Annotated in this window: 20 protein-coding genes and 1 pseudogene; 12 read left to right on the top strand and 9 right to left on the bottom strand. The window is 44.0% G+C overall.

Annotated features, from left to right (window positions below):
• Positions 1–97: 97 nt before the first annotated feature.
• Positions 98–424 (bottom strand): hypothetical protein, encoded by a 327-nt coding sequence (locus tag B5P39_RS22625; protein ID WP_037426021.1) that lies wholly within the window; start codon positions 422–424, stop codon positions 98–100.
• 161 nt (positions 425–585) lie between these two features.
• On the opposite strand from B5P39_RS22625, the gene B5P39_RS22620 reads away from it, so the two are divergent.
• The gene (locus B5P39_RS22620) at positions 586–1,734 is read left to right on the top strand and encodes a GIY-YIG nuclease family protein (RefSeq protein ID WP_088213011.1); all 1,149 of its coding nucleotides are present in this window, start codon (positions 586–588) and stop codon (positions 1,732–1,734) included.
• A gap of 829 nt (positions 1,735–2,563) precedes the next feature.
• Here the strand turns inward: B5P39_RS22620 and B5P39_RS22615 are convergent.
• Positions 2,564–2,914 (bottom strand): DUF3147 family protein, encoded by a 351-nt coding sequence (locus tag B5P39_RS22615; RefSeq protein WP_037426010.1) that lies wholly within the window; start codon positions 2,912–2,914, stop codon positions 2,564–2,566.
• Between the two features lie 89 nt (positions 2,915–3,003).
• Between B5P39_RS22615 and B5P39_RS22610 the strand changes: the two genes are divergently transcribed.
• From B5P39_RS22610 to B5P39_RS22575, 8 genes are read left to right on the top strand one after another with little or no spacing between them, the layout of a single operon-like run.
• Positions 3,004–3,381, top strand: coding sequence for a BlaI/MecI/CopY family transcriptional regulator (locus B5P39_RS22610; protein ID WP_011711700.1), 378 nt, complete (start codon positions 3,004–3,006; stop codon positions 3,379–3,381).
• 8 nt (positions 3,382–3,389) lie between these two features.
• Positions 3,390–4,370 (top strand): M56 family metallopeptidase, encoded by a 981-nt coding sequence (locus B5P39_RS22605; protein ID WP_023266967.1) that lies wholly within the window; start codon positions 3,390–3,392, stop codon positions 4,368–4,370.
• 13 nt (positions 4,371–4,383) lie between these two features.
• Positions 4,384–5,667: a TolC family protein gene (locus B5P39_RS22600; RefSeq protein ID WP_023266966.1), complete on the top strand. Its 1,284-nt coding sequence runs from the start codon at positions 4,384–4,386 to the stop codon at positions 5,665–5,667.
• Positions 5,668–5,675: 8 nt separating this feature from the next.
• Positions 5,676–6,920: an efflux RND transporter periplasmic adaptor subunit gene (locus tag B5P39_RS22595; protein WP_023266965.1), complete on the top strand. Its 1,245-nt coding sequence runs from the start codon at positions 5,676–5,678 to the stop codon at positions 6,918–6,920.
• A gap of 11 nt (positions 6,921–6,931) precedes the next feature.
• Positions 6,932–10,075, top strand: coding sequence for an efflux RND transporter permease subunit (locus tag B5P39_RS22590; protein WP_023266964.1), 3,144 nt, complete (start codon positions 6,932–6,934; stop codon positions 10,073–10,075).
• Positions 10,065–10,760 (top strand): HupE/UreJ family protein, encoded by a 696-nt coding sequence (locus tag B5P39_RS22585; RefSeq protein ID WP_023266963.1) that lies wholly within the window; start codon positions 10,065–10,067, stop codon positions 10,758–10,760. The genes B5P39_RS22590 and B5P39_RS22585 overlap by 11 nt, the downstream gene beginning before the upstream one ends.
• A 19-nt stretch (positions 10,761–10,779) precedes the next feature.
• Positions 10,780–11,310: a hypothetical protein gene (locus tag B5P39_RS22580; protein WP_023266962.1), complete on the top strand. Its 531-nt coding sequence runs from the start codon at positions 10,780–10,782 to the stop codon at positions 11,308–11,310.
• A gap of 21 nt (positions 11,311–11,331) precedes the next feature.
• Positions 11,332–11,664, top strand: a complete 333-nt coding sequence (locus tag B5P39_RS22575) for a DUF6488 family protein (RefSeq protein WP_039978051.1) — start codon at positions 11,332–11,334, stop codon at positions 11,662–11,664.
• 750 nt (positions 11,665–12,414) lie between these two features.
• Here the strand turns inward: B5P39_RS22575 and cas6f are convergent.
• Genes cas6f through B5P39_RS22555 form a run of 4 tightly spaced genes read right to left on the bottom strand, consistent with a single transcriptional unit; the run spans position 12,415 to position 17,418 of the window.
• Positions 12,415–13,026, bottom strand: a complete 612-nt coding sequence (gene cas6f, locus B5P39_RS22570; RefSeq protein ID WP_088213010.1) for a type I-F CRISPR-associated endoribonuclease Cas6/Csy4 — start codon at positions 13,024–13,026, stop codon at positions 12,415–12,417.
• A gap of 1 nt (position 13,027) precedes the next feature.
• The gene (gene csy3 / locus B5P39_RS22565) at positions 13,028–14,077 is read right to left on the bottom strand and encodes a type I-F CRISPR-associated protein Csy3 (RefSeq protein WP_088213009.1); all 1,050 of its coding nucleotides are present in this window, start codon (positions 14,075–14,077) and stop codon (positions 13,028–13,030) included.
• Positions 14,078–14,086: 9 nt separating this feature from the next.
• Positions 14,087–16,192, bottom strand: coding sequence for a type I-F CRISPR-associated protein Csy2 (locus B5P39_RS22560; protein WP_088213008.1), 2,106 nt, complete (start codon positions 16,190–16,192; stop codon positions 14,087–14,089).
• Complete coding sequence (locus B5P39_RS22555) at positions 16,186–17,418, bottom strand: TniQ family protein (RefSeq protein WP_088213007.1); 1,233 nt, start codon at positions 17,416–17,418, stop codon at positions 16,186–16,188. Before B5P39_RS22555 ends, B5P39_RS22560 begins: the two co-directional genes overlap by 7 nt.
• Before the next feature lie 481 nt (positions 17,419–17,899).
• Between B5P39_RS22555 and B5P39_RS22550 the strand changes: the two genes are divergently transcribed.
• Genes B5P39_RS22550 through B5P39_RS22540 form a run of 3 tightly spaced genes read left to right on the top strand, consistent with a single transcriptional unit; the run spans position 17,900 to position 20,479 of the window.
• A complete protein-coding gene (locus B5P39_RS22550; RefSeq protein ID WP_088213006.1) occupies positions 17,900–18,583 on the top strand; it encodes a GNAT family N-acetyltransferase in 684 nt (227 codons plus the stop codon).
• Positions 18,580–19,431, top strand: a complete 852-nt coding sequence (locus tag B5P39_RS22545) for an ImmA/IrrE family metallo-endopeptidase (protein ID WP_088213005.1) — start codon at positions 18,580–18,582, stop codon at positions 19,429–19,431. Before B5P39_RS22550 ends, B5P39_RS22545 begins: the two co-directional genes overlap by 4 nt.
• Positions 19,424–20,479 carry a beta family protein gene (locus tag B5P39_RS22540; protein WP_088213004.1) on the top strand — a complete coding sequence of 352 codons (1,056 nt, stop codon included), beginning with the start codon at positions 19,424–19,426 and terminating at the stop codon, positions 20,477–20,479. Before B5P39_RS22545 ends, B5P39_RS22540 begins: the two co-directional genes overlap by 8 nt.
• A gap of 59 nt (positions 20,480–20,538) precedes the next feature.
• Here B5P39_RS22540 and B5P39_RS22535 read toward each other — a convergent pair whose 3' ends face one another.
• The 3 genes and pseudogenes from B5P39_RS22535 to B5P39_RS22525 all read right to left on the bottom strand — a co-directional run bounded on the left by B5P39_RS22535 (position 20,539) and on the right by B5P39_RS22525 (position 24,674).
• Complete coding sequence (locus tag B5P39_RS22535) at positions 20,539–21,090, bottom strand: sce7726 family protein (RefSeq protein ID WP_140418348.1); 552 nt, start codon at positions 21,088–21,090, stop codon at positions 20,539–20,541.
• Positions 21,091–21,335: 245 nt separating this feature from the next.
• Positions 21,336–21,618, bottom strand: a pseudogene (locus B5P39_RS25075) (DUF4113 domain-containing protein); the annotation flags it as partial.
• An 86-nt stretch (positions 21,619–21,704) separates the two neighbouring features.
• Positions 21,705–24,674, bottom strand: a complete 2,970-nt coding sequence (locus B5P39_RS22525; protein WP_088213003.1) for a DEAD/DEAH box helicase — start codon at positions 24,672–24,674, stop codon at positions 21,705–21,707.
• Positions 24,675–24,726 lie beyond the last annotated feature (52 nt).

Genomic DNA, 24,726 nt, shown 5'->3' with positions numbered 1-24,726 from the left:
TAGGGGCGCCGTGATCTTGGAAATATTTGCCAAATCAAGCATAAGTTATTGAAAAAGATATAAATAAACCTATTCCATGACTGAAGATTTGATTCGGTTATTGAAGTGGATCGGGTGTGGTATTCTGGGTGATATCTAATCGAAAGTGTGTCTGGCACAGGTCGCAGACAAAGTGTTGTTGGCCAGCTGTTGGGGGGTGGAGTTTTCCATTGCATCCTTGCTTGATGCAATTTCGGAGGTGGCGATTATCTTTCGTTAATTCGGCAGCCATCTCATTCACTTCTCTTCTCATTCTATTATGAGCAGGTTGAATTAATCGAAAAACGTCACTTACTGTGCATCCCATTTCTTTGGCGACTTCCGATGAAGAATTATACTTTTGAAACAGCGCCCAAGCCCTTTCTTGCTCTTTTAGTTCATCCATCTTGCGCTCTCTCCAAAGAATGTTGATACCTCACAATAATCCTCTTTAATCTTCAGCGCAATTAGACCGCTGTAAATGATATTGTTTACTGAATTGAGAAGGATTGGACACCATACTTATTTGAGCTATATTTAAATAGGATTCTACTAGGTCAATTAAGTATGCCTTCCAATGCCTTTCTAACCATAGGTAAAGCCGCAGACGGAGAGTTAATCGGTATCGATGCGGTTAAACGCGGTAAATCTGACTTAACCTGCCCCTTCTGTCAGGTGCCGCTTATCGCCGCAAAAGGGAATTTTAAGGTGCATCACTTTCGCCACGATGGTGAGACTTGCCACCAATCGCTTCAAGGATTGCCGCAGATACCAGGCTGGGATCACTTTCATCTCTTGATGCCCGATTTCATTGTTAATGTCTTACAGAATTACGCGGAAAAACATCCTGGGGAGGTATTTTGGTATGAACCTAAGCATGTGCGTGAGCTGTTAAAGCACAACCTCATTGATACCGACAGTTACACGGGCAAGTATCGACTGACAGACGCCGCGTTAATCATCACCGGCCAACTCTCGCTGTCCAAATTCGCCACATGGTTTCGTAACGAACTTAAATCCCGCATCAAGTGGAAAACTCGGTTAGTCGATAACGAGGATGCTCACCGCGCCTACCTTGAAATCGAAGCATGGCGCCAACAGCAGCTGATGATGGCTACCACCTATCTATTCGAGTTAACCCATAACAATGGTGAAGTCTTTTACAAGGTTGGCCGGACACGTCGTGAGGTAGACGTAAGATTAGCTGAAGTTAAATCCGAGATGAAAGCCCACTTTAACCGGGACATCTCCGCCAAAATATTGCGGTTAATCCCTAACGGCGGTTTTCTCGAGCAGTATGTATTGTATCGATACCGGCTATCAAAGAGAGAGATAGGAAAGCATCAAGAATATCTGAGCCTCGATGCGTCAGCATTGAAGCAGCTTAAGGCCGCATTCACACGCGTAGCCAATGACTTAGCCCCCTTCGATAAGGACGAGCGCTTTATTGCCTCAGGGCGTTGGCGTTACGAACCCAAGCGATTAGATGCTGTGCGTAAAGGGATTCGCCAGACGATTCAAAGCGGCAGCAGTTTTGGGCGCCCCAAGGGAACCATCAAAGTCGGTGGCGAGGAATGGCGCAAGCAGTATCAATATGTGATTGATCTGTTGGAGGCAGGCAATCTCACTCAAGAGAAAATCGCCAGATTAACACTCAATAGCACCTCGACGGTGAAGCGAGTTAAACAAGTTATATCCAAGGAAACGCCAGAATAAGCGCGTCAGAGTTTAACGGAATTATCAGGTGTACTCCGTGCTCTTGCTTATTCCTTCCCCCTAGTTTGCATGATGGTCTAAATTGAATTATTTTGGCATCGGTTATATTGGGAATTATCATTTGGTGTTAATGTCTTCCCCAGAATTACATTTGGAAATCTTTTGCTCGGGACTAAACAATGTTACGTGAGATGTTCAACTTCAATAGTGCTAGTGACACAGTGAAAACCTATGTATTGCGCTTACGCCGTGCCAAGCAAATGGAAACATTAGATGTCGCTGAAACCAAACTATGACATAGCAGCATATACAGAAACAATTACTTAGCTAAATGATGTAACCATACGTCGACATAAAATGTACCCATAGTCTGACAAATAGGAGCAGCCGCAAAATAACTTAAGTGAAAAATGTAACTTTACTACAAATGACTATTAAGCCTTTGCAAACTGACAATTGCTCTAAATAGTATTGGTTGTATTGCTAATCTAGCCACCAGTGAATCAAAATGGGTATTGAAAAATTGCTTAGCTGAGTATCCAGCATTCGTTACTAGCGACCTATCTTCTTAAATCCTTCCCTAGATCTTGCGCAAATTTTTTAGCGGCCTTTAATGACTCTCTATCTGTGAATTGTTCAGCTGTAACTGTGGGGGGAGCAATAAGTTTGATACTAAAATGGCAGCGATCGCATAGTTACGCTGCCATTTCTAAATCGAAATTGCCCCAAAGCGATTTAGCCGCCTTCAAAAAGTCATAATAAATAATCGTTGATTGACCAAATTTTAGTAATCTGAAAGAGTGCCCCTCTCATTAAGAATACTGTGCTTTCAGATTAAATTTATCCCAAATAATTTTACGAGCAGTGCAAACAGCCCAAAGCAAAGTACGGTTATCACTACACCAATGAGTAAGGATGGCCAAAAATCAAAGCGCTGCAATAAAGAGGGAAAGATCAAAAACATAGGCAAAGTCGGTACAACATACCAAAATGTGTACCACGCGTGGTTTGCTATTTTCTCCATTGGCTGTTTTTCAACATAGAGCCAAATCATTGCCAAAATAGTGACTAATGGTAGCGCGACGATGAGCGCTCCTAGTTTATCGCTGCGCTTAGCAAGCTCAGAAGCGGCGACGACTATAGCAGCTGTGATCAGATACTTCGTAATTAACCAGCCCATAGTGTCCTCTCCTTGAATAGACAAAAACCGATTGCCTATCGGTTTTTGTTCTGTCATTATATCGTTCATTATGGAAAGAGAAAAGTGTTATGCAGTTAGGTGAACTAGAAAAACAGGTTTTGCAGCATCTGTGGACAGAATCTGAAGCTGATGCAAAGCAAGTACATGCTGTGCTTGGTGTCTCTAGAGGGAACTCTCTTAATACCATTCAGAGCACTTTAGAACGCTTATTTAAAAAAGGATTGCTGAGTCGAACCAAGCAAGGACATGCCTATTTTTACAGGGCAAAAGTCGACCGAGAAGCGTTGATCGCTACACTTATTACCAATATCACTAGCGACTTTGTCGAAGAAGGTGAGCATAGTCTCATTGCGGCATTTAGTTCCGCATCAGCTAATCTGAATGATGCCCAACTCGATATGCTAGAACATTTAATTGAAGAACAACGTAAACTTCGGAAAGGATAATTAGGGTTATGTTTGTTGGCGATTTAGCGATAGCACTAAATTTATTGAGTGTTGCAGTGCTGGCATTTGCTATCAGTGTTGCGTGCATCTCGATCGCCCTACGATTAACTTTGCCAAGATTCGAGCATCTTACTTTTAGGTTACGTAAAGTTATCCTATGGGCTTTGGTTACTGTACCTTGGTGGGTAGCCATAAGCTGTGCTGCCTTTTTCTGGCCAAGGCAGCAAGAGTTGTTTTCTACTGCTTGGTTAAATGAATTCGCTCATTGGCATCACGTCGACATCTTTAGCTTCAGCAGTTGGCATGCTTTTACCTTGTTGTCGGCCTTCGGTTATTTGATATGGTCGATGATCTCGACCATTTATGTACGTAAAAAGCAATCATCAACAATGGCATCTCTGATTGGATTATCAGAGTTCCAACCTCAGGTGACTATAACTCAGCAGCGCTATTATTCGTTAGCACAAGCAATTCCTGCGGCCTTCACCACAGGTCTAGTGTCCCCTAAGATTTACCTGACCACAGGATTGCAAGAAAAGGTTACAGAACAGCAACTCGATATTATTGTTCGACATGAAATGGCGCATGTCGTGGCTCGAGACCCTTTATTTAAAGTCATCTTTGCTGCATTTGCTGGTTTTTATCCGAAAGCGGCCAAACGCAATTTAATCGGACATTTTACCCTGTTGACTGAACAGCTTGCAGATCATGCTGTGACCACTGAGCATGACAATCTAGATGTCGCTCAAGCCTTGATAAATGTAGCTCGAATGCAGCGAAGCGTAACTCTTGGTTGTGATGGTTTACAGACAAGTTATTTCGGTAACGATCAAACCAGTGTTCGAGTACAGCGACTGATTCAACCTAGGTTAACGTCTTCCCGATTGGCGATCAGTTTAACGTTGTTATTCTTAGCCATCGTCCCACTTTTAACCGCTTCAACTGTCGATAGCCTTCACCACATTATCGAAACCTTCTTCACCCATTAATTAAGGATTGGGAATGAGAGACTTGCTTTTTAACGTCAGAACTAAAAAACCGATTAGCTATCGGTTTTCCGCCATTGTGCTAGGAATGTGTTTAGTATTCCCTGCCGTTGCGGTATCGAATGAAGCGCCACAAACACTCACCTTAGCCGATGCTGTGACTTTGACACTTCAGCAACACCCAGAATTACAGATTTTCAACTCGCAGCAGCGCGTGATGGAAGGGCGAATACAGCAGGCAAGTGTCGGTGAGCGGCCTGAAATAGGTTTGATGATTGAGGATGCCCTGGGTACTGGTGAACACAGTGCTCTGAAAAGTATGCAATCTACGCTCAGTTTTTCATGGTTACTGCAACAAGATTTGATTGATAGTCGTGTTAACACGGCTAAAACAGAGGCCACTCAATTAGAGATAGAAAAACAAATCAAAGCCTTGGATTTGTCTTCACAGGTGGCTAAACATTTTATTGATTTGTTAGTGAAGCAAGAACGCCTCAAGCTCAATCTGATAGCAGAAAAGCAGGCAAAAGAGGTTGTCAAAACCGTTGCTAAACGTGTGCAAGCGGGAAAGAGTTCTGCGGTTGAAACACAGTTGGCAAAGGCTGAGCTTATCCGTCGTGGCTTGGCCGTCGAAGATATCGAGCATGAACTCAAAGCCAGCCAATATCAATTGGCATCACAGTGGGGAAAGCCTAAGGCATCCTATCGTTTCAACGGCAATCTGCTTGATATGCCTGCTGTGCCATCAGTTGACAGTCAGCTTAACTTGTTAAAAAAGCATCCTCGTTTTCAACAGTTTGCGACTGCGCAACGCATTGCTCAATCGCAAATGGAGCTCGCACGAATAGAAGCTAAGCCGCAGTGGCAAGTGACCGCTGGCGTGAGGCGCTATGAGGCGAGTGATGATTTTGGCTTAGTCGCGGGTATTTCTATCCCTTGGGGTTCAAGTGACCGTAATGCGGGAACCATAGCCGCCTTACAAGCACAGCAAGATGTACTCGCCAATGAGCAAAACGCATTAATGCAGGCTCAGGATGCCCAGTTGTATGTGCTGTTACAGGAAATGGCACATTCTGCACATGTTATCGATACAGTGCGCAGTGACATAGTGCCAACCCTTGAAAAAGCTCTGTCTGAGGCAAGCAATGCCTTTGATAAAGGTCTGCTCAGCTACAACCAATACAATGACGTGTATCGGGAATTACTCAGTGCTCAATATCAGTTGCTGGATGCCTTTGAAAGTTTGCATTTACAACACATTGAAATTCAACGCCTAACAGGCACATCCATTTCTCAGTGAGATTACCTATGAAGAATAACAACACCTTTTCGTCATTGAGTTTGGCGATACTGCTCAGTCTGGGTATTAATGCCGTCGCTTCAACACCTTTAATGGCATCCTCAGCGCCCGTTGCCGAGCAAGCTGAACCCGAAAAAGGGCCGCATCGTGGACGTATGCTGCGTGAGGGCGATTTTGCACTAGAGCTCGCCATTTTTGAAACGGGCGTTCCCCCTGAGTTCCGTGTTTGGACGAGCTTTGAGGGGAAACCGCTCGATCCTAAGACCGTCGATTTGAGTGTGAAATTGACCCGTTTAGGCAATGTGGTGGATGACATTCGCTTTAATGCGCAGGGTGATTTTCTCCGTGGTGATATGGAGATCTATGAACCCCATTCGTTTATCGTCACCATTGAGGCGAAATACCAAGGTAAAACATACCGTTGGCAGTATGACAACTTTGAAGGCCGTACCACTATCGAGCAGGCTGTTGCCAGTGCGATGGAGATTCACACTGGTTTTGCAGGCCCTGCCACATTGCATCAAACCATCCCAGCCTATGGCACATTGGCGCTACCCGTCGGGACGCAACGTGCAATTGCGGCACGTTTTGACGGCGAAATTACCCAGTTACATGTTGGACTGGGTGACAGGGTGAAAAAGGGGCAAACCCTTTTGACTGTAGAAAGTAATGAGAGCTTAAAACCCTATCAAATTAAAGCGCCGTCCGATGGCGTGGTGTCAGCATTGTTCGCCAACAATGGAGAACAAACCCTAGGGCGTCAGTTGTTGACACTGACCGATAACAGTCACTATATCGCTAAGCTTGCTGTGTACCCCATTGATTATCAAAGTGTCATCTTAGGTGCACCTGTCACTATCAACGTCGAGGGTGTGGAGGAAACCTATCAAGGTTCCATTAGCTTTATTGAACCAGAGGTTCGTGACGATCAAGCCCGTATTGCGTGGGTCAAACTTGCCGATCCTAACAGGGTTTTGACTGCGGGCAGTTTTGTAAATGCCAGTATTGAAGTCGCAACCATTGAGGTGCCATTGGCGGTTAAAAGAGTCGGATTACAAGGGTTTCGTGATTTTACCGTCGTCTTTGCTAAGGTCGGAGAGCAGTACGAAGTCCGTATGCTGGAGCTTGGCCGTCAAGACGGTGAGTGGGTCGAAGTGCTTGGTGGCTTAAAGCCTGGTACTGAATACGTGACCGATAATAGCTACATCTTAAAAGCCGACATTGAAAAGTCTGGCGCATCACACGATCACTAGGAGTCCGAGTCATGTTGGAATCGATTTTACGCTTTTCGATAAAGCGCAAATTCCTCGTATTGGTGATGGTATTGGCCGTGGCCGGTTTAGGAATTTGGAACTTCACTAAATTACCCATCGACGCCGTACCGGATATCACCAATGTGCAGGTGATGATTAATACCGAAGCGCCGGGATACACGCCACTTGAAATCGAGCAGCGTGTGACCTTCCCTTTGGAAACCGCATTAGCAGGCTTGCCTGGGTTAACCTACACCCGCTCGGTATCGCGCTATGGCTTATCACAGGTGGTGGCCATTTTCAGTGATGAGACGGATGTCTATTTTGCCCGTCAGTTAGTCAATGAGCGTTTATCGGCGGCACGTTCCGAGCTGCCGCTTGGGCTTGAACCACAGCTTGGCCCTATTGCGACTGGCTTAGGTGAAATCTTTATGTTTACCGTGGATGCATTGCCAGATGCTACCCATGCCGATGGAACGCCTATCACGCCAATGGATTTACGCACGGTACATGATTGGACAATTAGGCCGCAGCTCATGCGTGTGCCAGGGGTGGTTGAAGTTAACCCTATCGGCGGCTTTGAGCGTGAGATTTTGGTCGCTTTCAAACCGGAAAAACTGCTCGCCTTTGGTTTAACCCAAGCCGATGTTGTCGATGCCATAGCCAAGAATAATCAGAACCAAGGCGCAGGTTTTATTGAGCAAAACGGTGCTCAGTGGTTACTGAGAATGCCAGGCCAAGCCGAAGACATTGTGGCCATTGGCAATATCCCACTCAAATCAACGCAAGGCAGTGCGCTGACCATTAAAGATGTGGCCGATATTGAAAATGGTCAGGGGCTACGCAACGGTGCTGCGACTCAAAATGGCCGCGAAGTGGTCATGAGTACCGTGTTTATGTTGATTGGTGAGAATAGCCGCACCGTTGCCCATGCTGTAGGTGAGAAACTCAAAGAAATCAACGCGACCCTGCCGGAAGGGATTGTCGCCACAGCGGTTTATGATCGCACTAAGTTAGTGGATAAAACCCTACAAACGGTGCAGACCAATCTATTAGAAGGCGCACTACTGGTCATTGTGGTGTTGTTTGTACTGCTTGGGAATTTTAGGGCTGCATTTTTAACTGCACTGGTGATCCCCTTTGCTATGTTAATGACGATTACCGGCATGGTACAAACCCGCGTTAGCGCGAACCTGATGAGTTTAGGCGCTCTGGACTTTGGTTTGTTAGTCGATGGCGCGATCATTATTGTTGAAAACTGCTTGAGACGGTTAAGTCAGGCAGGAGACGATCCTTTACCGTTAAAAGAACGTCTAGAGCTCGTGTTTGAAGCTACCCGAGAGGTCATTCGCCCCGCACTATTTGGTGTATTTATCATTACCGCCGTGTATTTGCCGATTTTTGCACTAGAAGGTGTAGAAGGCAAAATGTTCCACCCGATGGCGATTACGGTAGTGATTGCGTTGTTAAGTGCCATGTTGCTGTCGGTGACTTTTGTGCCAGCAACCATTGCCTTGCTGTTTAAGAAACCAGTGAAGGAGAAGCATAGCCCGCTTATCCGTGGTGCAGGCGCCTTGTATCGCCCTGCGTTAAACTGGGTAATTCAAGGTCGCTGGGTCGTGGTGATTGCTGCCACGTTGTTGGTCGCCGTTTTTGGTTACCAAGCGACGAAATTAGGCAGTGAATTTGCCCCTAATTTGGATGAGGGGGATATTGCAATGCATGCCCTACGTATTCCTGGCACCTCACTGAGTCAGGCGATTGCCCTGCAAGAAACTCTAGAAGATAAAATTAAGCAAATGCCTGAAGTTGAAAGGGTATTTGCCAAAATTGGTACTGCGGATGTGGCGACCGATGCAGTGCCTCCGAGTGTGGCTGATAACTTTATTATCCTAAAACCTCGTGAGCAGTGGCCAAATCCCAATAAATCGAAGGAGCAAATTGTAGAAGAGTTGGCGGCGATGGTGGAACCTATCCCTGGCAACCGCTATGAGTTCTTACAGCCTATTCAAATGCGCTTTAATGAGCTGCTTGCAGGGGTCCGGGCGGAGCTTGCAATTAAGGTGTTTGGTGATGATTTCGATACGCTCACTTCGCTTGGTGCACAAATCGAGGCAGCTATCGCTCAGGTCGATGGCATTGCCGATGTGCAAGTGGAGCAGACAACAGGTTTGCCTATGCTGAATATCATTCCGAAACGTCAACAGCTGATGCAACATGGCTTAAGTATGTCCGAGTTGCAGTCTCAAGTGGCAACCGCAATGGGCGGCACTGTGGCGAGTAAATTCTATGAAGGAGATATTCGCTCAGACATTGTTGTACGTCTGGGTGAATCACGTAGGCAAAATCTGGACGGCTTACGTTATTTACCGATTTCCTTACCCGACGGGCATAGCATCCCACTTCAGGAATTAGCGTCCTTGGAATTGGTTTCTGGTGCTAACCAGATTAACCGTGAAAATGGGAAACGTCGCATGGTGGTCACCGCCAACGTACGTGGACGGGATTTAGGTAGCTTTGTCGCTGATATTCAAAACGTTATCGGGGAAAGAGTGGATATTCCCGCAGGTTACTGGGTGGAGTACGGAGGCACCTATCAAAAATTACAATCGGCATCGCAACGCTTGAGTATTGTTGTGCCTGTGACCCTGTTGATGATTGTCGGTTTATTGATCCTCGCCCTTAGCTCCTTCAAGGATGCGATGATTATCTTTACTGGCGTCCCCTTAGCCCTGACGGGCGGAATTGCCGCATTATTGTTACGGGACATTCCCTTTTCTATCTCAGCCGCAGTGGGCTTTATCGCCCTCTCTGGTATCGCGATTTTAAATGGTCTTGTCATGGTGTCATTTATTCGCGAATTACGTAAAGAAGGTATGGGACTCGATAGGGCAATTTTTGAGGGGGCACTAACAAGGCTTCGTCCAGTGTTAACCACGGCTTTAGTGGCATCACTCGGGTTTATTCCAATGGCACTCAATACCGGTATCGGTTCAGAAGTCCAACGTCCGCTGGCAACGGTTGTGATTGGGGGAATTATTTCATCAACCCTGTTAACGCTGTTTGTTATTCCAGCGTTATATCGCATTTTACATAAAGAAAAGGAGTCGATTTTGACTGAAGTAGAAGTAATGGAGATTGCGGATGCCAAATAAGCTATTAAACATCAGCTTGTTGCTGATGGTTGGATTATTAGGTTTGGTGAGTATTGATGTCATGGCCCATGGGGTGGACGACAATACTCGCGCCTTTTTAGAACAAAACCAAGGCGTGCAATTTATCCCCTTTTTGTACATTGGGGCGAAGCACATGATCACGGGCTACGACCACTTATTGTTTCTCGTGGGTGTGATCTTCTTTTTGTACCGCAGCAAAGATGTGCTGTTGTATGTGACCATGTTTACCCTAGGTCACAGCACCACATTATTGCTTGGTGTAATGACCGATTTGCAAGTTAACGCCTATCTTATCGATGCGATTATTGGCTTATCAGTGATCTATAAAGGTTTTGATAACTTGGGGGGATTTAAGCGCTGCTTTAATTGGCAACCCAATACCAAAATAGCAGTGTTGGTCTTTGGTTTGTTCCATGGCTTTGGACTGGCAACCAAATTACAGGAGTTTCAGTTGTCACAGGAAGGCCTATTTACCAATTTATTAGCATTCAATATTGGGGTGGAGATCGGACAATTTGCTGCGCTGGCCATCATCTTGATTGTGATAAATGCCTGGCGTCATTTCCCTTCATTTCAACGATTTTCAACGCTGACTAACACCGCTCTGATGAGTGTAGGGGTGATGCTGATGGGTTATCAGCTCACAGGCTATTTCGTCAACTAAACGATTATAAGAGAAGATTATGCAACACACTGTAAGTACAAAAACCTTGGTCAAAGCGAGCGTATCGGCAACGGTAGTGGCGGCCATTGCGCTGGTCACTTTTATTCTGCCAGCCGAGTACAACATCGATCCTACAGGCGTAGGTCAAAAACTGGGATTAACCTCAATTGCACAGGCCGCTGAAGCGGATGGTGCTGTTGCGGTGACGGGAGCCCAAGCAAGTAATACGGAGTTTCAAACCATTGAAGTGGTGGTTCCGGCGGGTCGCGGTGTCGAATATAAATTTGCCATGCCACAGTATGCCAAAATGACCTACGAATGGATGACCGATGGCGATGCTTTGTATTTTGACCTACATGGTGAACCTGAGGGAGATACCACTGGCTATTTTGAGAGTTACACCATAGCGACATCAAACGAAATGAAAGGGAGCTTTACTGCACCTTTCGCGGGGTCGCATGGTTGGTATTGGAAAAACAAGACAGATAAGCCTATTGCCGTTCAGTTACAGGTAAAAGGACAATATGAAGTCATTGGTTTAAAACAATAATTGGCAAAATTGGAGAAAACGATGAAACAATTATTATCAGTATTCACCCTATGCACAGCGTTAATGAGTGGCAATGTATTGGCCCATGCGGATCACGGAGTGATCAGCGGTCAAGGTGCCTTAAAGGTGGCAGCTAAATCGCTTAATCAAATGACATTTAAAGACTTTGGTTTTGAGGTGGGTAAATTAGAGGGAACATGGAAAGACTTGCCTGAGGCACAATTATCAATCGTCAGCTTTGAAGGCAATTACTACGTGGTCAGTGCCGTTAACCCAACGACTCAAAAACAAGTTTTTCTCAAAATAGCCAGTAACGGCGAGCTTTTAGAAGTCAAAGACACGAACAAGTTCTAGTCGCCAAGATTGCACTGTCTATGTTATGGGCAACAGACAGTGCAATAACCCTGCAAGCGGTTTACTTTTATTAAATCAAATATCGTTCTTAGCAATACATTTTGTAATCTGAAACCAATTAATCTGAGTTAACAGTCTAACTCACTTTTGTCCCAAAGCTTGCTAGAAATTGATCAATATTTATTTTCACGTCTACCGTCGTGTTGGTAGTGATTTTCCTCAAAATTGATCAAACTTTAGATTTTTAATGGCTATCAATAGCTTAAAAAGGCGCATTTCCACTCAAACAATTATCCAGCGAAAATTGGGGCATTGCCAATAAAAAGCCTCTTCCCACATTGGGTAAGAAGAGGCTTTTACTGCCTATCCGGCAGTTTGCTGTATTAACATAAACGTCGAAACGATTGTTTTTATTATCAGCTGCCTATTCGGCAGGTCACCTTGGTATAAAGGATTTTACACTGTTCACTAAATTTTCAGCTGCCTATTCGGCAGGTCACACTTGCTGACATCGCCCATGCATACAGCATTAATTTTCAGCTGCCTATTCGGCAGGTCACATCGAGGGTTTTGTATAACTTTATTTGTAATAATTTTCAACTGCCTATTCGGCGGGTCACTATACACTTATAAAATAAACCTATATAAAATCAATTACTAGAGCCAAAACTCAGAAAATAACCATATAATTTCTCTAACAGATAATTGGCTTTAAAATTAAAATGTTACTGCAACAACAAAACCAAAAGGTCAGATTTTATCTACAAGACGAGATAGCTCCGGTACTGTTCCATTTTGTTGTTGATTGCTGGCAAATCCATAGCTACTAAATAATGGTTCAGTTTGCTTCTTTGCTACCATTTTCTGAATATGAAGAAGGTAATCTTGCTTATTACTACCGCTGCTCATTGCTATACGATGGAAAATGTTAAACTCTCTTGGCTGAGTATTTTTTATAGGATTAAACGTCTCACCTCGAGCTAACGCTCGTTTTTCCAAACGTTTTAAGCGTCTGCGGGCCTCGCCAACAAAAATCTTTGCAATTGCCTGATTACGTTTGAACATCACTTCAGCACAATCATCAGGTACAACGTCAACGTTACCAAGACTAAAAAAGCCACATTCTTTCATATCTTGAAAATAGGATTGCTGCTTCAGCTCACTCAATACAATTTCATCAGAATGAACAAAAGCAATGACATTACCGATAGAAGCGTTTGACCAAGCAGGAAATGTCACCCCAAGACCTTTAATTTCATGTTTACAGATGTATCCATGCATTACTGAGATACAACGCCCCATTAGCAAGGCCAAGTTTGCTTCTTGTGGTAAGAAACGCACCATAAAATAGTAGCGCTGCATATTATGCCTTCTTCGTTTCGGCTTTCTTCTGGAACATGCCACCCTTTATCAGGACAGCAAAAAGATAGAAAATATTAGGATGAATTGAATGCCCTGACTCTGCGGCCTGTTGCTTGAGTTCAGCTAAATACAGCTCTGTATTTACAAATAAGGTATAAAAACTCAGTGCAGATTCAGGTGAACGCCGTGCAATACCCAGCTCTTTGTCTGCACCGTACTCATGTACTCGTAATCGTTTAACATCGTCCTGATCCCACCAATTATCAATTGATTGAATCGCCGCACCTATCTTGACCGAATTAAAGCTCACCGCATAACGACCATCAGCACATTTAACCTTAGTAAACTGTTTTGAAGTTTCACCTTCTGCGGACTTTTCACTAAAGGTTTGGCTTGGGTAGATCTCTTGGCAAAAGACAGTCTCAATTTTTGCTGTAATATCGGCGTTCCAAAATACATTCGGATCAGTCAAAGCTAAGTGCATCTCTTTACTTAATTCATCAAGAACAGTCAGGGCTTCATCAGACCAAATATTCCAAGCTAACTGCCTCGTATTACTGATTTGATAATACTTTCCCGCACTGGTTTTAATATCTATTTGAGTGTTACCAGAGTTTTGATTACGCCAGAGCCAAGTTCCTAACAGCAGATTTTTACAAAAACGGGTCGCCAGCTCTTGGTAACCGTCGCACTCCTTAAATGCAGCGGACAACTTTTCAAGCAAAGTAGAAACTTCAGGATCGCTGCAGCCAGAAGGTTTGAGCGAGTTAGCTTGTACTCTTAGCGAGAAGCGGCAATAAATGTGATCTACATTTGGCGGAACATAACATTCTTCAATCGTTAGAGGATTACAGTGTGTAAGGTCCTGGGGTGCTAAGTTTTTCGATTTAAATTGAGGAGTAAATGCTTCTGTGAATCCAGCTTTTTGACCACGTATACGAGTGATTTCAGCTTCAAGAGGAACAAAATCAGAATCGGCTGTTTTATAGAAAAATACCGCCTTACTTGGGTAGAGGGATCGGTCATACTTTAAAACATTGCATAGCTCCATAAACCTTCCTTAAATCCGTTTCATCAGCATTGAATGCTCTTTTGCCTCTAACATCCAAAACGCTCTCTTAAAATAGTTTATTTGCCCCTGTAACCTTATCTCAATTGCTGATGCACACTCAACTACGCCAAGCGCTGGTTCAGCATAGCAATGTAAAGGCTCTAGGCTACCGACTCGGCTAACGGGTTCAGTTAATGGTAAATAGCCAACCATAGTGGGACACAGCGATGAATTTTTATCCAACAAAAACAGAAGATCACTAATATTACCCATTGAATATCTAGTCGGCATAATCCATTTTCCTGACATAGGCAGTCTTTTCAATGTTGAGAAAAGTTCAGCTTCGGATTGATAAAGCTGGCACCACGCACCAACAGCATCTAACTCAGGAGGATGCATTACTCCACCGGCAAGGTTCGCCGGAAAACTTGCTTTCAACATTTCAGTTTGATTATCTAAGATCGCTAAATCGTCTTCATAACCATCAATGTGAATGACAAGATCAAACACTAAATCACAATGTCGATTATCAATTATTCCAGCTCGCCTAAATTGATTCTCTTTCGCTCCTTGCATGCCGTACTCAGGCAGTTTTTTGCCCGAGACAGATGAGTACTGACGAATAAACCACGAAAATGAGGTTAATCTAAGCTGAGTACCCAATCCTTCATTTAATCGCCGCTGGTAGTTATGCATCATTCCCCAAACAGCTGTGAGAGAAGGAATGCCAACACAATAGGGATTAGATAAAGCTTGGGCATCAAACACCCGAATACCTTTCAAATGTAAATATCGCTGGAAATGCTCATCCTCAGCATCTTTTTGTAGCAAAGGTTCTTTATAAGCCAAATGAGTTAACAACCATTTCAAGCTATTTCGAAGAAGGGGCATCAGTCTCTGGTGAAATGCATACTGACTTATCATTGTAGAATGCGACATCACCGAATTTAATCTGCCAAACAGAGGCGCCAGCAATTCAGGTAATAGCTCATTCTCAAAGGTTAAAAACTGATACTCTAATAAGCCATTAATAGGCTCAAGCTCGCTACGAAGAATCGGCCCCTCTTTAACCTCTAATCGCCATTCCAACATTGGCGCAAGCCACTCAGATAACATCGCTCTTATCTGTCTAAGATTGGCGACTTTTTGTTGCCTGCGTTGCTTTAACGCCAATGCTGATTCACTCGATAACAGCTCATCCAATACCCTCACAAATCGAGGCTGTGACAATACATTTTGATTCAATACATCCTGACCAGATAAAACCCTAGCCAGTAAATTGTTGCCTAATCCGTGAGTTTTTTTATTAATACGAGGCGGATAATTCAGGGCTTTAGCATTACCGCCAAGAGATGCGACTAGCTCACTGACTGCCGCAGGACGAATAAACTCAAGACTGGTATATCGGCCCTGTTTTTTGATTGCTGCTTGCTGGAGTTCAGACTGAAGTGCATGGCTTACAACGGGGGTAATCGCTATATATCCATCACGGAATGGCATTCGAACCTGTACGGAGTATTTATCGACTTTATCTGGGCTTAACTGCGCGGGTAAAAAATGCTTCACCCTGCCGCAAATATTCATAAACTGTTTAACAGGCATGCCAAGTTCTTGAAAAGCCTCTTTCCAGTGTTTTGGTGCTTCACACATTAATGTTGCAAGGCAAGTTACTTTACCTTGCCAAATAAACTGGCAGCCAAACAGCTTGGCAAAATTGACTTTAGCACTGTCATGAGACCACCCTAAAGTACGCTGGCAATTAGCGCTACTCAACATATTGGGATGTACTTGAGGACTGGAGGCAACGAGCCTTTGTTTACTGACCCGAATATCTGGGTACTTGAGATTATGGGTATGCAGCCATTGTACTTCGTCAATGCAAACATCAATATGGGTTTGGTTGTTAACAGTTGTTATAGCTAACCTTTTATCGAGTAAGTCATCCACCAACTTTTTCGGATAGGTAAGATTAAGCAAAATAATTAGGGCAGAGCTTTCCTCGCCAGTCACATCTAACGGTTCTGTATAAGCAGCAAATGCACGCCTCAACGCTGCCGAACGTGCTTGAACATCTTCAATATCTAGCAGTTCTCGCAAATGTAAATTCTTTACCATGCCGATAAGTACATCCCCTGTCTATCACTGCCGAAGCTGCTTTTATACTCGATCACTTGCCTTAAATAAAAAATACCAATATGTGGGTCAATCCTCTGCTTCATTTTTTGCCTAAACGCCGACGTTAATATCCCATCTTGATGAAGCCGATAAACTTGCTCTTGGGTTGTTGACAGTAAAACCGATGTTTCTGCAACTGACACTAGCGTATCGGCCACATTAGGCTTTTTCGATTTTGGATGTAGCTCAACCAATCTTTGCAAATAACGCATTAATGCAACATAGATAAAATGTGGGTCTTTATCCTCTGGATACAGACAGCGAGAATGCAGAATTAACTCACCATAAATAAATCGAAATGCAGTGTGGTTAAATAGCTTTATCAGCCTTAATTCAGCGCCTTGCGTCAGTTTATGCAGTTCTTGATAAAGGTTTTCTGGCCAGTTATCAAAATACTCCACCGCATCGCTAAAAGAAGCTTCTTTACTTTTGCAATAACGCTTTTGATACCAAAGTAGAGCCGCAAGCCGATGAGTCGCAGATACTTCATGAAGAAGCTGATTTGTAGAGGTAACATCACCACCAATAAGGCTCCTCGCTAACATGAGATCTGTCTGTTTAGCGCGAACAATTTCTGCTTTTGAAAGCTCAAATCCACAGGAACAATAGCCAATTGATTCATTCTCAATATAGTTGAGCGGCGCTTTGCATTCGGGGCAATGATGGATCAACGCACACTCATGCTTGGTACAGGCAGCATATGGTTTTAAATGCCAAACTTGCCGAATATAAGGCTCATCCTTTAAGCACTCAGGGCAAACGGGCACACTCTCAACATCATCCTCATTTGCATAACGGATAAAACTTAAAGGCATATCGATACCATTACGATGCACTGCAACGCTAGACCCAATAAAAACTCTGTTCGATCTAAATAGGGCTATTTTCTCGAGTTCATGGGGGGGTAAACCAAGAAGGGATTCAAGTAAACCCAATGCCCTCATTCTAAAGTGGCTATTGTGCTTAGCATGATAAATATTGAGGCGTTTTAGCTCGATAGGGAAAGCCCCATGTGCCTCAAAATCGAGCTCATGTAGCTCTTCTCTGATCGCCAAGCTGAGCTGCTGGTAAGAATCAAAAAAGTTCTCTGAAACGATTCGAAGCAAATAACTTTCAAGCGACTCATCAATGAATGCTCTTGCTCTAGGGGAAAATAAAAATGCCATCACTCACCAAAAACTAAGAAATCCTTAGCAGTATAAATAAAACAGTTACATAAAAATAGCAAATGGTGAGTAATGATTCTTTGTTGTTACCATAGTGCCTACAGCATACTTCTAAGTTAAGATCACTTTGGGGCGAATGCGAGCTGGCCTAGTTCATTTGATTTGGGGCAACACCTTGATAGATCTTTTACTCTAACTCATTGGTTTCGGATTTCAGATAAAAGACATACCTGTACTTTTAAACAATATACATACCGAATTTTAGCTATACTTGGCCCAGTTGTGTTTGTCTTAAATGACACTCGACCTGTTTTGCCCTACGACTACTATAGGTGTAGTTGAACTAATAATATTTAACTAAGTAAGGGGGTTGAAAAGTGAGAGCTAAATTAACCTTTAAACTCCTTACTCTTTGTATGACTAGGTAGATGCAATTTATTACGCTAGTATGTAATTCTCTTGGTAATTCAGAGCGTTTTAAATGAAGACTGTTGAAGATCTTAGAAAGTTATTGGAAGCAGGCCAAACTGGCTACAAACCACTCAACAATATCAGCTCAGGCAACATTACTTCTGATGATGGATGTACACATACTTACGAGATCGTTCAAGGTTGGGACATCGGACTAGCTATGCAATGTGATCAAGAGTGGGGCAACTTCAATATGGAGCTTCTCGAGTTCATACGACAATCTGACTCTTCCTTGCAACAGAAACTTCTTGATAGCTCTCAACTTGAGGATGCTCACTGGAATTGGCTTACAAAGCATAAGTATTATCATAGCGAACAATACAACTGGTTCTTTTTCATAGCAGATGGTAAGCCTCAAGGTGCTTGTCTCGTATACCATCCTAAAATATCGGTCGATACAGCAGATACAATTTTCTACATTGAGTTTCTAGCTGTTGCCCCTTGGAATCGCCCGAACCACATAAGCAATCAAATCTTTAAAGGTATTGGTTCACTACTTTTGAAGACCGTAATTTCGTACGCAGAATCTGAGCTAGGTATAACAAAAGGCTTTTCGTTACATTCTTTACCAAAGGCAGAAGGTTACTATCAAAAAATTGGTATGAAGCGTTTTGAAATGTACGATAAATCGGGTTTAGGTTACTTTGAGATGCCTGAATTGAAAAAAGCTAATTTTCTAGGAGCGACAGCATGAGTGACTGCAATTTTGACTCCTTAATCATAAATGGAAAAGCTGATTCAAAAACTGATAGTAAGGCTATATTTGAATCATACCTAGAAAGCCAAGCACAACTAGAGCAGTTACCAAAGAAGCTTAAGCAGGATAAAAACTTAGTACAGTTAAATCTGTTTAAAGAAGTTCACTTTCAAAAAAGTAATAACTTACTTTTTAGGAAATCAGACTCTTCAAAAGATGCATTAGTAAACTTTTGGTTAAGTAAGGTTAAAAATCTGGCTTATCTATATTGTGATTTTAATAAACTTCCTAACTTCACTGGGTTATCTAAGGCTGATCTAAAAAGCATTGCCAGAGGTAATGCTGATCCAAGCTATATTAGAAATTTAGAAAAAGATTTATCTGAAAAAGGAATTATTTTGATTGTTGAACCGTCGGTTGCAGGTTTAAAGTTAGATGGTGCAGTATTTAAGTTAGATAGCGGTAATCCGGTTATCGCAATAAGCTTACGTCATAATCGCTTAGATAACTTTTGGTTCACTCTAATGCATGAACTCTCTCATATAGCTTTACATTACGATCAACTAGATAGTTACATCATTGATGATTTAGATTCAAAAAGTGAGGAATTAACAGAGTTAGAAGCAGACAAACTTGCTCTTGATTCTCTCATTCCACGAAACATTTGGAGAACATGTGCAGCTCGACGAGATCTCAAGGCAGAATCTGTTATCAGATTTGCTGAAAAAAACAACGTACATCCAGCGATTGTTGCTGGACGCATTCAGCATGAAATCAATGACTATAGAAAACTAAGCTCGTTAACTAATGGTATCGATACGAGGGAGATATTATTCAGTGAATAATTATACACCGTTCTTGAAGTTTAAAGTCGCTGAAATTGGTGCATTGAAAGCACTTAAAGACTCAGAACTCCGCTCTATAACACCATTCTTTGATTTAGCTACAAAGAATGATATCACTGCAGATGACCTCGAAAATACCATAACAAAAGGTGCACGAAAGTACGAGCTTAATTTTAAAAACGCTAATGGCTTTTATATAGATGACTACGACATTGACGATTCAATCCGGATACAAGGGTCTATCGTTTATGATTTTCTAATCGATACCTTCCAGAAGATCGATTTCATCCCGGTTGTCGGGCTTGATCGTACGGTTACTCGAAATAACTCAGTGCTCAGCTCATTAGTTATCAGTGACACTGTAGCGATCCGCTTAAATCAAGATGACTTCGTGAGTTACACTCTTATTGAAGATGAAATTTCAGACTTGATATCTGATATGATAGGAAATTTCGATAAGCTTCATTTAATTCTAGATTGTAGACTCTGTATAAAATCAGATCCTGTTGAACTATCTAACAGGCTGATTATGTTTATTACGTCGATAACACAGCATCACAGCTTTGATAAGATTGTAATAACTGGTTCTTCAATTCACGCATCAATTGCAGAGATACTTTCTGTTTCCACAGAAGAAACCCTGTCTAGAGTCGAATGCAAAGTGTTTGATCTAGTAGGTCAAAAAATTTCTTTGGAATTGGGATTTGGTGACTACACTGTTATTTCACCAAATTATTCCGATGTGAACATACCTAAAAGTGCTTTGAGGAAAGTGATGACTCCTAAAATCATATATTCCTACAATGACAAATATCATTTTCTTCGTGGTGGCGCTATAGAAACTCATCCTAGAGGGGCAAAGCAATATGACGACATGTGTAAAAAACTTGTCACTTACGCCTTCTTCCGCAAGAAAAATTACTCTGTTGGTGATAAGTATTTAGAAGAGAAATCTCGAAGTGTTGGAACTGACGCATTACCTCATTCGATAGGAAAGTATCTGATAAATGCTCATATGACATATATGATTAATGATTACCCTGCGTAACGTATAGCAAAGGGGCATTTCTTCCCCTTTGCTATAAAATGAAAACACGCCTAGCCCCTTTAAGCCAACCGAGAAACAAGTGATTCTGCAATCCATCGATTTGTTTGAATCTTATTCATCCGTTCCGAAAGCTCTAAAGCAAAATCTCGCTTGTTTATTTTTTCAGGTATGTCCAGATTTAGTTCTTCATTTACGTTTGTTAGCTCACTCTTCCACAGAGTTGCTAATGCGAGTTCTTTGTCAAAAAAAGGATTAGTACTAGTTTTTCGTACATGTTTAAACTTAATTGTACCTCTAACCTCATGTGAAACGACAATCCCCCAGAATGTAGGGATCTTTTCTAATGCTTCTTTTAGTTTACGTTCTGTCGTGACGAGGGTAATTTTACTAAATACTTTGTTGTAGTAATCCCCCTGCCTAGTCAAGCGATCAATCTTATCTTTATCACCTTTAATTTCGTAACAATGAGCTTCCGAATGAATAGTGACAACATCCGCAATAGCATTGCCACGATGCACATGTAGCTCTTGCAAAATACATCTTGGCTTTTTTGATTTAGAACTTAAGAAATCAATCAAACTTGGCCTAATATCGGCGTCATTCAAGTACATAGCAAAACCCACCAAAACCAAAGACACAATATTATATAGCTTAGTATCTTCAATTCAAAACTTCCTGTAGCATAATTAAGATATGAATACAAATCAGATAGTTAAGAAAAATACTTCCCTTCTAGTTTGGCTCTCCTCGGATCACTCAATTGTATATCAACTAAGTGTCTAGAGATGACTGGTCGATTGTTCTCTAACTTTGGGGCATAACCTCATTAGCACTTTATGCACGGCACACTTCGCCACTAAGCCGTATATTGAGGCGTCAACAAATCTCTCCACATTGCCCATTTTGCTCTATGCCTTGAGCCACGATAAACAAGGTATCACTACCATAGCGTCAGTTAATGTGATCGAGTGTAAGCATTAACGCTGGCTTTACAGTTGGTGGATTGAATAAGTCTAATTGGCGATGTTTCTTGCTCGCTACACCAATCAAATCTACGCCTATCTTGTAATAGCGTACACCTTCACGAAATAGTATGGTGCGGCCTCACAGATAACTTTGGTCAGCTCTATCGTACAATTGAGCAGACGTATATTGCTTGAAATCAGCCTGTCGCCATACATCTATTACAGCAGGATTGCGTCGCAATTCGCACCAGCCCTGGCGACTACTCACTGACGAGCCAGTAGGCTTTAGCTGTACCTCCCCCCCTCGCATAACCAATACAAAACGCCATGAGATCACTCAGGCGCTCATTCACCATAGTCCGACGAATACCGGGCTGAACCCCAATAACACAGAAGCTCAGCTTCGTCGGCAAGGTAGCGGTGAGAAGCGCCTCAACCTCCGCTAGCGTCCCGGTGACAAAATACGAAGGCGAGGCATGCCTCACGGGATTCATCCGGGCCCTCATGTGGCCAATCAATGTAGAGACCTCGCAGTAGTAAGCGCACTTGACCAGTTGGCCAGCGACTTCGTACACATCCCCTACCCGGCCTTCATTAGCTGCCCCCCCCGCACCCTTGCAGTGATAGAAGTCGACGCTGACTTCATCACGGTCGTTACGGGTGATACAGATGTAATCAGCAGCCTCGCCAGTCCTGTGGTCGTAAAAAATTGCTTTAACATCAGGCAATGTCAGGAGGTGCTGCTCTAAGTGCTCCTGAACAGTAGCTAAACCGTTGAGAGCGGCGCGCCGCTCTCGGGTTCGCTGGCTGTTATCGTTAGGCAGAAACTCGAGTTCAATTTCACACCCTGTCCAATCGATCGAGCGCGTATCACCTGGAGCCAGCGATAGCGCCTGAACTAATGGCGGTGCCATTTTATTCACGCCTTCAAACGAGGATTTGTCCGCTGCGTAAAACGTTGGACTGTACTCTGAAAGCCAGTCAGCGAGGGGCATCCACTGATCATGTGCTGACTCGACGTCCAGCATGACCTGGGGAAGCTCGACAGTGATCATCCGCCTAGCTCCAAGGCGATAGCACATATCGACAATACCATCGAGATGCGCTACCGAAAATGTCATACACCCAGCATCAGGGTCAGTATGGAATCCCTGCAGTTCCCACTCTACCAGCCGTGAAAAGCACTGCTGGCATTGAGGCTCACCCCGATAGCGCAGCCGGGGGTTTGTTTTGAATCCTTCCTGCGGCCAGTTAGCGGCGATGACTTGATCCGGCAAGCGTTCGAGCCGAGTCGCGACCCTGACAAGGTCCAGGTTGGTCTGAGTGATAGCCGCATTGCCGGATATGCGGCCGTTTAGCGTTTCAACCCATTCGACGAAGTCCGGAATGGACAGCGTCTGGTTGCTCCAAATACGTGAGCTGCTGCTAGCGCCTATGGTTTCCCTGTTGTTGCCGCTCATGCCGCTGCCAAAGAAGTGTCCTTGGGAGTATGCCCTGCTGTCACCGACATCAACCACTCGTTCAGCTTGAGGACCTGTCAGCGTGCGATAAGTCTCACCACGGGAGTTGAGGGCATAACTTTTTAGGCCTAAGTTGTAGAACCGAACATCATCGAGCCCCGCCCTCGCCCGACTTGTCTCCTCGTAGCTCAGTGGCCGGGTGTCACCAGTGCAAACCTTATCCATAATGGAGAGATAAAGCTTCTCTGTCCTACGCGTTGATCCGATGAAGCACATCCGAGAGTCTGGAAAATACATCAACAGAAACGCGTCATGTCGTATGTCCATTAGCGCGTCCGAGTCCATCCACTTCGGCGGAGTTTCGTCAGCAGTAAGCACCAAAGAAATATCACCAGCTTCCGTTGCCCATCTCTTCACGATTCGGAGATTACGGCCTATGTTAGAGTCAAGTCGCAAGAACTCTGGGGCCTCGTCACAATGAAACCCTCGAACGTGGGCATAAAGTTTGAGCGACAAAGGCGTCACCGCATCATAGTCTGACTCAGCCTGCTGGCGAACAGGTAGCCTGTCCATGAAGGCCTGATCGTCGAGATTGGCCTGGATCTGAGCATGTGCTACGTCATCAATCATCTGGCCAAGATTCACCCCTTCTCTAAGCAAGGACGAGGTGGCCTCCTCAATCCTAGAGAGCGGCGCGATGAGGGTGGGGCGTCCTGTCGTCTCATCTATGCGCGCGAAGCGACCGATGAACTGGATGGTAGGTACTAAAGACTTATGAGGGGCGTGAAGGGCCGCGATCTTGAGCTTCGGGAAATCGTATCCTTCGCCGAACATGTCAACGCAAATGATTCCTTCCAGCTCGCCCGACCTGAGCTTAGCCTCGATCTGGTCCTGTCGTCTTTTCGTAAGCCGGCTGTTGATCGCCTCTACGGCTAGGCCCAGTTCTTGGTACAGTGGCACAAGACTTTTAGCCGCAAGGATGCTGGAAGCCCTAACAAATAACCGATGGTCGAACCCGGTTGCTTTGTCTTCATTGAACTGTTCAACAGCGACTCGTGCGATCGCACGATCGATCTCTTCCTCGTTCAGCTCGTCTCCAACAGGCGCCACTCGAAAAGTCACAGGATCGAACGCTCCCTCATCAATGGCCCTCGTAACCGGGTAGCGATAGACAATCTTGCCAGGGATAATCAAGTTATCCCGTCTAAAAGGCGTTGCGGTTAAGAATACGAACTTGGCTGCCGTTAGGTGTTGGAGGTACCCGATCCATGAGTGAGCAGGCGCATGGTGCGCTTCATCGAAGATCACAAGGTCGAACATATCTGCAGGAAAAGCTGGTTCGAGAGTGGGAGATGAGCTTGCTGGCGTCGAGACGATGACATCATAGCGCTCCAACAACCGCCATTCATCAACTGAGCCTATTCGACCAACATGCAAGTAAACAGTCGGCAAGGGGCTGTCAGCAGGAAGTGCGCCGATACGCCGAAGCGTCGACATTTCAGAAAGGTGTGAGAATACTTGCTTCCTCAGCGCATCGGAAGGCTCAACGATTAGGACACGGTCTGCCCGTAGCAAATAAGGCAACGCCATCATCAATGAAGTCTTGCCATATCCAGTGGGCAGGCAGATCAACGCCGGATCGTCCTGCACGGAAAAATGCGCCAAGACGGCATGCAGAGCACCTAACTGGCCTGTTCTGAAACCCGCGTTGGGCTCTTGCCGCTGCTGAACGAGGCTCAACAGACTTGCGTTGTCACGAAAATACGGCACGGTATCCTCTCCCTAGATTGAATTCTTTTGCTTCAGTCCTAATCGTGAAGGT

The organism is Shewanella sp. Shew256 (genome assembly GCF_002196695.1).
GTDB lineage: Bacteria > Pseudomonadota > Gammaproteobacteria > Enterobacterales > Shewanellaceae > Shewanella > Shewanella mangrovisoli.
Note: the sequence above shows the minus strand (reverse complement) of the source record. Positions and strands in the feature narration are given on the sequence as shown.

Bases quoted from the DNA above. Each gene is read 5' to 3' on its own strand.
- B5P39_RS22625 (WP_037426021.1), bottom strand. From the start codon at position 424: ATGGATGAACTAAAAGAGCAAGAAAGGGCTTGGGCGCTGTTTCAAAAG.
- B5P39_RS22620 (WP_088213011.1), top strand. From the start codon at position 586: ATGCCTTCCAATGCCTTTCTAACCATAGGTAAAGCCGCAGACGGAGAG.
- B5P39_RS22615 (WP_037426010.1), bottom strand. From the start codon at position 2,914: ATGGGCTGGTTAATTACGAAGTATCTGATCACAGCTGCTATAGTCGTC.
- B5P39_RS22610 (WP_011711700.1), top strand. From the start codon at position 3,004: ATGCAGTTAGGTGAACTAGAAAAACAGGTTTTGCAGCATCTGTGGACA.
- B5P39_RS22605 (WP_023266967.1), top strand. From the start codon at position 3,390: ATGTTTGTTGGCGATTTAGCGATAGCACTAAATTTATTGAGTGTTGCA.
- B5P39_RS22600 (WP_023266966.1), top strand. From the start codon at position 4,384: ATGAGAGACTTGCTTTTTAACGTCAGAACTAAAAAACCGATTAGCTAT.
- B5P39_RS22595 (WP_023266965.1), top strand. From the start codon at position 5,676: ATGAAGAATAACAACACCTTTTCGTCATTGAGTTTGGCGATACTGCTC.
- B5P39_RS22590 (WP_023266964.1), top strand. From the start codon at position 6,932: ATGTTGGAATCGATTTTACGCTTTTCGATAAAGCGCAAATTCCTCGTA.
- B5P39_RS22585 (WP_023266963.1), top strand. From the start codon at position 10,065: ATGCCAAATAAGCTATTAAACATCAGCTTGTTGCTGATGGTTGGATTA.
- B5P39_RS22580 (WP_023266962.1), top strand. From the start codon at position 10,780: ATGCAACACACTGTAAGTACAAAAACCTTGGTCAAAGCGAGCGTATCG.
- B5P39_RS22575 (WP_039978051.1), top strand. From the start codon at position 11,332: ATGAAACAATTATTATCAGTATTCACCCTATGCACAGCGTTAATGAGT.
- cas6f (WP_088213010.1), bottom strand. From the start codon at position 13,026: ATGCAGCGCTACTATTTTATGGTGCGTTTCTTACCACAAGAAGCAAAC.
- csy3 (WP_088213009.1), bottom strand. From the start codon at position 14,077: ATGGAGCTATGCAATGTTTTAAAGTATGACCGATCCCTCTACCCAAGT.
- B5P39_RS22560 (WP_088213008.1), bottom strand. From the start codon at position 16,192: ATGGTAAAGAATTTACATTTGCGAGAACTGCTAGATATTGAAGATGTT.
- B5P39_RS22555 (WP_088213007.1), bottom strand. From the start codon at position 17,418: ATGGCATTTTTATTTTCCCCTAGAGCAAGAGCATTCATTGATGAGTCG.
- B5P39_RS22550 (WP_088213006.1), top strand. From the start codon at position 17,900: ATGAAGACTGTTGAAGATCTTAGAAAGTTATTGGAAGCAGGCCAAACT.
- B5P39_RS22545 (WP_088213005.1), top strand. From the start codon at position 18,580: ATGAGTGACTGCAATTTTGACTCCTTAATCATAAATGGAAAAGCTGAT.
- B5P39_RS22535 (WP_140418348.1), bottom strand. From the start codon at position 21,090: ATGTACTTGAATGACGCCGATATTAGGCCAAGTTTGATTGATTTCTTA.